The following is a 10,553-nucleotide window of genomic DNA, read 5'->3' as shown; positions in this document are numbered from 1 at the left end:
ACCAAGGCCACCTCCCTTTCGGTAGCCTTGAATCAAATTTCTGCGACCACGGGAATCCCATTCTTCGCCTGAATGTCAACAGGCCCTAAACCGAATCATCGACGCCGCGCATAGCCGCTTTGCGCGGCCATGGCCCGGCTTGCGCGGAAAGGCGGCTCCGCTCACAACTGGGGACGAAGCGTTTCAACCTCGCGAGCGTCATCGATCATGCGCATTCTGGTCGTGCAGAACAGCCAAACCGCCCCCATCGGCATCGTGGGGGAGGCGCTGGTGGAGAATGGAGCCAGCCTGACCACCATCGCCGCGAACGAGGGCGAGGCGATTCCCGACCGCGACGGCTTTGCCGGTCTGGTCGTGCTGGGCGGGCCGCAAGACGCCTGGGATGACAGCCATGGCCCGCATTTCCCCAAGGTGATGGACACCATCCGCGCCTTTGCCGACGCCGACCGCCCGGTGATGGGAATCTGCCTGGGGGCGCAGCTCACCGCGCGGGCCTATGGCGCACGGGTCTACCGGCACGAGGCGGCGGAGCTGGGGGTCTGCCCGGTGACGCTGCACGATCACGCAGCCGAGGATCCGGTCGTTGGCGGCTTTGGCCCGTCGCTCCAACTGGTGCAGTGGCATTACGACACCTTCGAATTTCCCGAGGGGGCCGTTCCGCTGGCCTACAGCGACGTGTGCGGGCGGCAGGCCTTCCGCTTGGGCCGCGCCACCTACGCCTTTCAATTCCACCCGGAAGCCACGGCGGGAATCGTCCGGGGCTGGGCGTCGCGTTTTGGTGAGGAGGCGCGGGAGAAGAACCGCAGCCTGCTCGACGGGTTGGACGCGGCGCTGGACGCCCATCTTCCGGCGGCGGACCGTTTCGCCCGCGAGATGACCAAGCGCTGGCTGGCGTTGGCCTGATACCCCCCAAAACGCAGGGTCGGGCCGCGTGGGGAGGGTTACTCCGCGCGGCTTTGCGCCAGCAGGTCGGCCAACAGCTCCGGGGTGTCCACGTCGTAGAGGATGCCCGCGTCATCCACCGCGACCTCGCACAGCCGGTCCGCGTGCTGGCCGATCAGGCGCTTGGCCCCGGAATCGCCGGTCAACCCGGCCATGTCGGCGAAAAAGCTGCGGTCCCACAACACCGGGTTGCCCTGCTTGCCGTGGGTGGTCGGCACGCAGATGGCGCGGCCTTCCAGCGGGTTGAAGGCGGCGATCAACCGGTCGATCACCCCGGCGCGCACGCGCGGCATGTCGCCCAAACACACGACCACGGCGTCGGCGTCCGCCGGGACCGCCGCCAGACCGGCGCGCAGCGACGCGCTGAGGCCATCGGCGAAATCCGGGTTGCGGACGAAGCGCACCGGCTTGCCCGACAGCGCCAATTCCACCGCGTCGCCCTGGTGGCCGGTGACGACGATGACGCCCTGCGCCTGCGAGGCCAGCGCGGCATCGACCGCGCGGGCGACCAGCGGCGCGCCGTTGACCGCCGCCAACAGCTTGTTGCTGCCGCCCATCCGGCTGGACCGTCCTGCGGCGAGCACCAGCGCGGTGACGCGCGGCGCGCGCGGGGCCTCCACCGCCGCGCCAGCGCGGGGCAGGGGGCGGCTGGGAATTTCGGCCAACAGCCCGCCCACCCCCATCCGCATGATGTCGCGGCGGCTGGGCGGCACCCCCGCCGCGATCCGTTGCAGCACCCAGTCAAAACCGTTCAACTTGGGGGAGCGGGCGCAGCCGGGCAGGCCCAGCACCGGGGTGTCGCCCCGGCGGGCCAACAGCAGCAGATTGCCGGGATCGACCGGCATGCCGACATGCTCGACCGTTCCGCCCGCCCGTTCGATGGCGGCGGGCAGCACGTCACGCCGGTCGGTGATGGCCGAGGCCCCGGCGATCAGCAGAAGATCGACCTTTGGTGCCGCGTTGATGCGGGCGGCGAGCGCGGTTTCGTCGTGATCGCAGCGGGTTTCGTGGACCAGTGACCCGCCCAACGCCTCCACCCGGTCGCGGGTGACGGCGACGGTTTTGTCGAGCACGCTGTCTTTCAGGCCGGGCAGACGGGTTTGGATGAGCGCCACCGACAGCGGGCGGAAGGCGGCAACGCACAGGGGCGGAGACCCAGCCTTGGCCACCGCCTCCGCCCGCGCCACGGCGGATTCGGGGGCGGCGAACGGGATGATCTTGACCGTCGCCACCATTTGCCCCGGCTCCACCACCGACGCGTCGGGCAGGGTGGCGATGGTGACGCTCTCGTCGATCAGGTTGATGGCGTCGAGCCGCGCGGTGTCCAGGCGCAGCAGGCCGCGCGCGGTGGCGAACAGATTGACCCGCCCGGTGAAGGGCGCGGCGACGGTCAGGCCGGATCCGGCCACCGTCCGCGCCACCCGTTCGGCCGCCGCATCCTCCGCCACATCGTCGGCGTCCAGTCGCACGGCGATCACCGTGGCAATCCCCGCCGCGCGCAGGGCGGTGACATCCTCCGCCGACAGGCGGCGGCCCTTTTTGAAGGTCAGATCACCGCAACGCAGGGAGTGCGCCAGAATGGCACCCTCGGCGTCGTCGATCGGCAGGGGGCCAAAGCGCATGGCGGCGGGCGATCCGGTTGGCGATCAGCAGGGGTGGTTTTCGCCACGGCGGACGCAGGTGATCTGCCCCAAAATCGACAACGCGATTTCGGCGGGCGTCACCGCCCCGATGGACAGGCCAACGGGGCCGCGAATGCGCTTGACCTGCGCCTCGCTCAACCCCTCGTCGCGCAGGCGGTCGAGCCGCAGCGCGTGGGTGCGCTTGCTGCCCAGCGCGCCGACGTAAAAGGCGGGGGAACGCAGCGCGGCGATCAGCGCCGGGTCGTCCAGCTTGGGATCGTGCGACAGGGTGACGATGGCGGTGCGCACATCGGGGGACAGCGCGGTCAACGCCTCGTCCGGCCAATCGTGATTGAGCGTGATGTTGGGGAAACGGGCGGGGGTGGCGAAGGCCCCGCGTGGGTCGATCACCGTCACGTCATAGCCGCTGAGGACGGCCAGCGGGGCCAGCGCCTGGGCGATGTGGACGGCCCCGACGATCAACAGGCGCATCGCCGGGTTGTGGACGTGGACGAACAGGCGGAACCCATCCTCGTCCTGCGGGTCGGTCAACAGGCCGGAACGGTCCTGGCGGATGCGTCGTCGCACCTCGTCCAACATTTCCGCTTCCAGGCCGAAGCCGCCATGGACGGCGTCCTCGAACACGAGCGATTGCAGGCCGCTGGTCAGATCGGTGACGAGCGCCACCGGGGTCGCGGCGGCTTTCGCGGCGACCAATCGGTCGAAAATGTCACGTTTCATTCCACGGCCTCGACATAGACTTGCACCTGCCCGCCGCAGGCCAGCCCGACTTCCCAGGCCATTTCGTTGGTGATGCCGAAGGACAACAGGCGCGGTTCGCCGTCCTCCATGGTTTTGGCCGCTTCGTGGGCCACGGCGTTTTCGATGCAGCCGCCCGACACCGATCCGGCCATGGCACCGTCGTCATCGACCGCCATCTGGCTGCCGACCGGGCGGGGCGAGGATCCCCAGGTCGCGATCACGGTCGCCAACGCCACCTTGCGCCCGGCGGACCGCCACGCGGCGGCCTGTTCTATGATGTTGTCCGCCATCAGGGTGTCGTTCATCCCGCCGCCTCCTTGACCCAGCGGCGCAAACCCGGTTGCCGACGCGGGCCTTGCCGCGACAGGGCATCGGCAAGACCAGCGAGGCTGTTCAGGTTGTGCGTCGCACGAAAATCATCCACGTGTGGCAGCAACGCCCGAATGCCGGAGGATTTTGGCGCAAAGCCATCCCACCGCAGCAACGGATTCAGCCAGACGAGCCGCCGACAGCTTTTGTGCAACCGTTCGGCCTCCGCCGCAAGCCCTTCCCCTGCATCCCTGTCCAGCCCGTCGGTAATGAGCAAAATGATCGCACCCTGGCCCAGCACCCGGCGCGCCCACTGGTGGTTGAAGGCGCGCAGGGCCGTGCCGATCCGCGTGCCGCCCGACCAGTCGGCCACCGCAGTCGACACCGCGTCCAGCGCCACATCCACATCCTTGTGACGCAGATGGCGGGTGATGTTCGTCAGCCGCGTGCCAAAGACGAAGCTGTGCACCCGGTCACGGTCGTTTGTGATGGCGTGCATGAAATGCAGGATCATGCGCGAATAGCGCGTCATGGATCCGGAAATGTCGCACAGAACCACCAGCGGCGGCGGGCGGGTGCGTTGGCGCTTGCGCGCCGGATCGACCAGATCGCCGCCCGACCGCAGCATCCGCCGCAAGGTGGCGCGCGGGTCGATGCGCGGCCCCTGCGGATCGGGCCGGTGGCGGCGGGTCGTCACCTCCGCCAGCGGCAGGGCGAGGGTGGCCAGCAGCTTTTTCGCCTGCGCCATCTCCTCGTTGGTCATGCTTTCGAAATCCTTCGCCTGCAACCGCTCGGCGGCGGACATGGTGAAGGTGGCGTCGATCTCGATTTCGGTCTTGTCCTTGCCCTCCACCTGCGGCGCGGTCCCGTGCAGCGCCTCGGCCAGGCGTTGGGCCATCTCCGGCTTGTCCGGCGCGGGGTCGGTCCGCACCGTCGGCAGCATCATCGCCATCATCTTTTTCAGGATGTCGGGATTGCGCCAGAAGATGTGAAAGGCCTGGTCGAACAGCTCGCTGTGCTCGCGGCGGCTGACCAGCACCGCGTGCAGCGCCCAATAGAAATCGGTGCGGTTGCCCGGCCCCACCGCCTCCACCGCCTCCAGCGCCTGCAGGACCTTGCCCGGCCCCACCGGCAGACCGGCGGCGCGCAGCGCGCGGGCGAAATGCATCAGGTTCAGGGCCAGCCGGTCCCGGTAGGGGGCGGGGTCGGTCATGGGGGTTCCCTCACCGGGCCGTGGTGGCGGCCAGTTCGGTCTTGACCTGGGCGAGGATGCGCGCGGCCTCGCTGCCCTGGATGCGGGCGATGTCGTCCTGATACTTCAGCAACGCGCCCAAGGTGTCGTTGATGACGGCGGGTTCCAATTCCAACTGGTTCAACTCGACCAGCGCCTGCGCCCAATCCAGCGTTTCGGCCACGCCGGGGGATTTGTAGAGGTCCAGCCCACGCAGCGACTGGACGAAGCCAACCACCTGCGCGGTCAGGCGGGCGTCGGCCTGCGGGGCCTTCACCGCCACGATCCGACGTTCGCGGTCCGCCGACGGGTAATCGACCCAATGGTAGAAGCAACGCCGCTTCAGCGCGTCGTGAATCTCGCGGGTGCGGTTGGAGGTGAGGATTACAATCGGTGGTTCGGGCGCGTGGACGGTGCCGAATTCCGGGATCGTCACCTGAAAATCGGACAGGATTTCCAGCAGATAGGCTTCAAACGGCTCGTCGGTGCGGTCCAACTCGTCGATCAGCAGCACCGGCGGCCCGGCGGGATCGGGTTCAAGCGCCTGGAGCAGCGGGCGTTTGATGAGGAAGCGTTCGGAAAACAGATCGGCGGCCAGCGCGTCGCGGTCCACCCCCGCCGCCTTGCCCTCGGCGGCCTCCGTCAGCCGGATTTCCATCATCTGGCGGGCGTAGTTCCACTCATAGACCGCCGACGCGGCGTCCAACCCCTCGTAGCATTGCAGGCGCACCAGCCGACGGCCCAGCGTGGCCGAGAGCACCTTGGCGATCTCGGTCTTGCCGACCCCGGCCTCGCCCTCCAGAAACAGCGGGCGCTTGAGCTTCAGCGCGAGAAACAGCGCGGTCGCCAGCGAACGGTCGGCGACGTAATCGCCACGGGCAAGCAGGGCCGCCGTCTCATCGACAGAGGTGGGGAGGGCAATCGGCATGGGATCCGTGGGGTGACGGGGAGAGGACAATCAGGCGGCGGCGGAACGTTGCGTTTGCGCATGGTGCCAGAGACGATCCGCCGGATAATCAATCTCCGGCTCGTCATCATCGCCCCCCCACCCAATCGCCCACCCCCAGGCCACGCATTTGACCCTGGCGAACAAGGATGGATCGGCGAGCGGACGAAGGACCGTGAATCGGTGGATCGGATCGGACAGATCGACGACATCGCGGGTGCCGTCGATCCAGGTGACGGCGACCGACAGGGTTCCGGGCAGAGCCATGACGGATACGACGCGGGGTTGGTCCATGATTACTCCTCGCCGTTGATCTCGATCCAGCGCAGGGCCAGAAGCGGACGGTTGTCCGCCGCCCAATCCAGAACCTTGCGCGTCGTGTCCGGTGGCGCGCTGCCCTTCAACGTTACCAGATCATTGATCCGAACCAACAGGTTGAAATCCGGCCCGACCACATGGAAATGGGGCGGGTTGTGATCGTCGGCGTAAATATAAACGCGGGCGTTGCCGATGCGGGCAAGAATGGGCATGCCGACCAAGCGCTGAAAGATGATGAACGCAGAGGTCGCCCACGCCGCCCGAACGCTCGAAAGGGCGGGCGGCGTGGGCGCGACATTTCCTTACCCCGCCGCTTCGACCGCCCGCTTGGCCATCACGGTGACGAGATGGGCGCGGTAGTCGGCGCTGGCGTGCAGGTCGGCGTTCAAATCGTCGGCGCTGACCGACAGGCCGTTCAACGCCTCCGCCGCGAAGTTGGCCTCCAGCGCGGCCTCAAAGGCGGGAACGCGGAAGACGGACCCGGCGGCACCGGTCACGGCGACCCGCACCTCCGCCCCGTATTTCGCCACGAAAACGCCGACGATGGCGTAGCGGCTGGCCGGGTTGCGGAACTTGGCGTAGGCCGCCTTGTCCGGCGTGGAGAAGCGGACGGACTTGACGATCTCGCCCGGCTCCAGCGCGGTTTCGAACATGCCGGTGAAGAAGTCGTCGCCCGCGATGGTCCGGCGGTCGGTCGTGACCGTCGCCTTGAGCGCCACCACCGCCGAGGGGTAATCCGCCGACGGGTCGGCGTTGGCGATGGAGCCGCCCAGCGTGCCCATGTTGCGCACCTGCCGGTCGCCGATGCCCTCGGCAAGGCTGGCGAGCGCGGGGATGGTCGCCTTGACCAGATCGGAATGGGCAACTTCGGAGTGGCGGGTGAAGGCCCCGACCTCCAGACCGCCATCAACCGCGTTGATCCCCTTCATCTCCGCCACGCCGCTGAGATCGACCAGGGCGGAGGGTTGGGCAAGGCGCTGTTTCAGCGTCGGCAGCAGGGTCTGCCCACCACCGAGCAGCTTGGCGTCCTCGGCCTGCGCGGCGGCGACCGCGTCGGCCAGCGTCGAGGGCCGTTGGTACGTAAACGCGTACATCGGATCGTCTCCTTGTCTTTCGACGTTTGTTCGGCGGCGTTATTCGGCGGCCAGGGCGGGGGTGGCGTTCTGGATCGCCCGCCAGACCTTTTCCGGCGTCGCCGGCATGTCGAGATGCGTCACACCAAAGGCGCTGAGCGCATCGACCACCGCGTTCATCGTTGCGGCGGACGCGCCGATGGTCCCGGCCTCGCCACAGCCCTTCACGCCGAGCGGGTTGTGGGTGCAAGGCTGGTCTTCATGGTAGCGCACGGTGAAGGACGGCACGTCGTCGGCGCGCGGCATGCAGTAATCCATGAAGGAGCCGGTCAGCAACTGGCCGGACTCGTCGTCGTAGACGCAGTTTTCCAACAGCGCCTGGCCGATGCCCTGGACGATGCCGCCATGGACCTGGCCTTCGACGATCAGCGGGTTGATGACGTTGCCGAAATCATCGACCGCCGAGAAGGCGACGACCTGGGTCACGCCGGTTTCGGGATCGATCTCCACCTCGCAGACGTGGCAACCGTTGGGGTAGGTGAAGTTTTTCGGATCGTAGAAGGCCTGCTCGTCCAGCCCCGGTTCCAGCTCGTCGAGCGGGAAATTGTGCGGAACATAGGCTTGCAACGCGATGTCGCCGATGCCCAGGCTCTTGTCGGTCCCGGCCACGGTGAAACGGCCGTCCTTCACCTCGATGTCGGTTTCGGCGGCTTCCAGCATGTGGGCGGCGATCTTCTTGGCCTTGCGCTCCACCTTGTCCATCGCCTTGACCAGGGCCGACCCGCCAACCGCGAGCGAGCGCGAGCCGTAGGTGCCCATGCCGAACGGGATCTTGGAGGTGTCGCCATGGACGATCTCCACATTCTCGATCGGCACGCCGAAGCGTTCGGCGACCAGCTGGGCGAAGGTGGTCTCGTGGCCCTGGCCGTGGCTGTGCGACCCGGTGAAGACCGTCACCGACCCGGTGGGGTGGAACCGGACCTCGGCGCACTCATACAGACCGGCGCGGGCACCCAAGGCCCCGGCCACGTTGCTGGGGGCGATGCCGCAGGCCTCGATGTAGGTGGAGAAGCCGATGCCGCGCAGCTTGCCCTTGGCCTTCGACGCCGCCTTGCGCGCGGCAAAGCCGTCGTAATCGACCAGCGGCAGGGCGATGTCGAGATTCTTGGCAAAATCGCCGCTGTCGTACTGCAAGGCCACCGGCGTCTGATAGGGCATGGCGGAGGCCGGGACGAAGTTGCGCCGCCGGATCTCCGCCCGGTCCAGCCCGGCCACGCCAGCCGCGATGTCGACCAGACGTTCGATCAGATAGCAGGCCTCCGGCCGACCGGCCCCGCGATAGGCGTCCACCGGGGCGGTGTTGGTGAAAACGGCCTTCACCTCGGCGTAGATCGCCGGGGTCTTGTACTGGCCCGCCAGCAGGGTGGCGTAAAGGTAGGTCGGGATCGACGGGGCGAAGGTGGAGAGGTAGGCCCCGAGATTGGCCAGCGTGGACACGCGCAGCGCCAGGAAATGGCCGTCCTGGTCCATCGCCATTTCGGCGTGGCTGACATGGTCGCGGCCATGCGCGTCGGTCAGGAAGCTTTCCGAACGGTCGGCGGTCCATTTCACCGGACGCCCGATCTTCTTCGCCGCCCAGGTGACGACGGCCTCTTCGCCATAATGGAAGATTTTGGAGCCGAAACCGCCGCCGACGTCCGGGGCGACCACCCGCAGCTTGTGCTCCGGGATGCCCAGCACGAAGGCCCCCATCAGCAGGCGGATGACGTGCGGGTTCTGGCTGGTCGTGGTCAGGGTGTATTCGCCGTTCGACGGGTCATACTCGCCCAGCGCCGCGCGCGGTTCCATCGCGTTGGGAACGAGCCGGTTGTTGACCAGATCGATCGTGGCAACGTGGGCGGCCTGGGCAAAGGCGGCGTCCACCGCCGCCTTGTCCCCCAGATGCCAGTCGTAGCACAGGTTGCCGGGGGCCTCGTCGTGCACCTGCGGGGCTTCCGCCGTCACCGCGCGGGTGGAGGCGGTGACGGCGGGCAGCTCCTCGTAATCGACCACGACCAGTTCGGCGGCGTCGCGGGCCTGGTCCTTGGTTTCGGCGATGACCACGGCCACCGCGTCACCGACGTAGCGCACACGGCCACGGGCGAGCGGGAAATGCCCCGGCTCCTTCATCGGCGAACCGTCTTTGGAATGGATCTGCCAGCCGCAAGGCAGGCTGCCGACCTTGTCGGCCTCCATGTCGGCCCCGGTCAGCACGGCGACCACGCCGGGAGCGGCCAGCGCGGCGCTGGCGTCGATGCCCTTGACCAGGGCGTGCGGGTAGGGCGAGCGGACATGGACCAGATGGGTCATGTTCGGGCGCTTGAAATCGTCCGTGTAATTGCCACGGCCCGTCAGAAACCGAGGATCTTCGAGCCGACGCACCGACGCGCCGACACCGTTGGGGTTCGCCATCTGTGTTTCCTCCCACAATCGACCGTGTTCCGGCCCGTTATGACGAGAGACTGGGACGCGCCGCCGTTCCTAATCCTTACCATTCGCGCCGGGCGCGCCGTTGTCTTGCGCGCGCTGTTCGGCGGACGGGCGGCCCTTGGGACACCACACGCCTGGACCGTCGCCTTATTCGGCGGCGGCCTTGGCCGACGGGCTGTTCATCGCCTCGGCACCGGCCTGCACCGCCTTGACGATGTTGTGGTAGCCGGTGCAACGGCAGATGTTGCCCTCCAGCCCGTCGCGGATGTCGTGTTCGGTCGGGGTGGGGTTGTTGCGGACCAGATCGACCGCGCTCATCACCATGCCCGGCGTGCAGAAGCCGCATTGCAGGCCGTGATGTTCGCGAAAAGCGGCCTGCATCGGGTGCAGCGTGCCATCGGCGGCGGCCAGCCCCTCGATGGTGGTGACGCTGGCCCCGTTGGCCTGGACCGCCAGCGTGGTGCAGGACTTCACCGAGCGGCCATCGACATGGACAACGCAGGCGCCGCATTGGCTGGTGTCGCACCCGACATGGGTGCCGGTCAGGGACAGATGGTCACGAAGGAACGTGACGAGCAGGGTCCGTTCCTCCACCTCGCGCGAGACCGTCTTGCCATTGACGGTCATCGTAACGGTACAGGGCATCGAAAATCCTCCCGCTGGCTTTGATGGGCTGGCTGGTCGTTTGGTCAAAAAGCCGATCACTGGAACAAGGCCAATCACAGGAACAAGGATAGGGTGCGTCGATGGGGGAAGGTCAAGCCATCCGATGGCGAATGGCCAAAAGAAGTGCTCTGAAACGGTCGGGGACTCGGATAGTCCGTACTGGCGCGCAATTTTTCACCGCGTTACAGTGGCTTGGCAATCCCCGCAGCAAGCGG

General features: G+C 67.5%; 11 protein-coding genes. 1 reads left to right on the top strand and 10 read right to left on the bottom strand.

Annotated elements, in window-relative coordinates:
• Positions 1-207 precede the first annotated feature (207 nt).
• On the top strand, positions 208-903 hold the full coding sequence (locus EJ903_RS09300) for a type 1 glutamine amidotransferase (RefSeq protein ID WP_126614393.1): 696 nt from the start codon (positions 208-210) through the stop codon (positions 901-903).
• Positions 904-941: 38 nt separating this feature from the next.
• Here the strand turns inward: EJ903_RS09300 and EJ903_RS09295 are convergent, their stop codons facing one another.
• The 10 genes from EJ903_RS09295 to EJ903_RS09250 form a co-directional block, all read right to left on the bottom strand.
• Positions 942-2,564, bottom strand: coding sequence for an NTP transferase domain-containing protein (locus EJ903_RS09295; protein WP_126614391.1), 1,623 nt, complete (start codon positions 2,562-2,564; stop codon positions 942-944).
• A gap of 24 nt (positions 2,565-2,588) precedes the next feature.
• Entirely contained in the window at positions 2,589-3,305 is a 717-nt protein-coding gene (locus EJ903_RS09290; RefSeq protein WP_126614389.1) for an XdhC family protein, read from the bottom strand.
• Complete coding sequence (locus EJ903_RS09285; protein ID WP_126614387.1) at positions 3,302-3,631, bottom strand: XdhC family protein; 330 nt, start codon at positions 3,629-3,631, stop codon at positions 3,302-3,304. Before EJ903_RS09285 ends, EJ903_RS09290 begins: the two co-directional genes overlap by 4 nt.
• Positions 3,628-4,848 (bottom strand): vWA domain-containing protein, encoded by a 1,221-nt coding sequence (locus EJ903_RS09280; protein ID WP_126614385.1) that lies wholly within the window; start codon positions 4,846-4,848, stop codon positions 3,628-3,630. The genes EJ903_RS09285 and EJ903_RS09280 overlap by 4 nt, the downstream gene beginning before the upstream one ends.
• Positions 4,849-4,858: 10 nt before the next feature.
• A complete protein-coding gene (locus EJ903_RS09275; RefSeq protein WP_126614383.1) occupies positions 4,859-5,794 on the bottom strand; it encodes an AAA family ATPase in 936 nt (311 codons plus the stop codon).
• A 30-nt stretch (positions 5,795-5,824) separates the two neighbouring features.
• The gene (locus tag EJ903_RS09270; protein WP_126614381.1) at positions 5,825-6,106 is read right to left on the bottom strand and encodes a hypothetical protein; all 282 of its coding nucleotides are present in this window, start codon (positions 6,104-6,106) and stop codon (positions 5,825-5,827) included.
• Positions 6,107-6,108: 2 nt separating this feature from the next.
• A complete protein-coding gene (locus EJ903_RS09265; protein WP_126614379.1) occupies positions 6,109-6,342 on the bottom strand; it encodes a DUF4160 domain-containing protein in 234 nt (77 codons plus the stop codon).
• A gap of 90 nt (positions 6,343-6,432) precedes the next feature.
• Entirely contained in the window at positions 6,433-7,224 is a 792-nt protein-coding gene (locus EJ903_RS09260) for an FAD binding domain-containing protein (RefSeq protein WP_126614377.1), read from the bottom strand.
• Between the two features lie 39 nt (positions 7,225-7,263).
• Positions 7,264-9,654 carry a xanthine dehydrogenase family protein molybdopterin-binding subunit gene (locus tag EJ903_RS09255; RefSeq protein ID WP_126614375.1) on the bottom strand — a complete coding sequence of 797 codons (2,391 nt, stop codon included), beginning with the start codon at positions 9,652-9,654 and terminating at the stop codon, positions 7,264-7,266.
• A 165-nt stretch (positions 9,655-9,819) separates the two neighbouring features.
• Complete coding sequence (locus tag EJ903_RS09250; RefSeq protein ID WP_126614372.1) at positions 9,820-10,317, bottom strand: (2Fe-2S)-binding protein; 498 nt, start codon at positions 10,315-10,317, stop codon at positions 9,820-9,822.
• Positions 10,318-10,553 lie beyond the last annotated feature (236 nt).

Origin of the sequence: Azospirillum griseum, assembly GCF_003966125.1 — a bacterium.
In the GTDB taxonomy this organism is placed as follows: domain Bacteria; phylum Pseudomonadota; class Alphaproteobacteria; order Azospirillales; family Azospirillaceae; genus Azospirillum; species Azospirillum griseum.
Note: the sequence above shows the minus strand (reverse complement) of the source record. Positions and strands in the feature narration are given on the sequence as shown.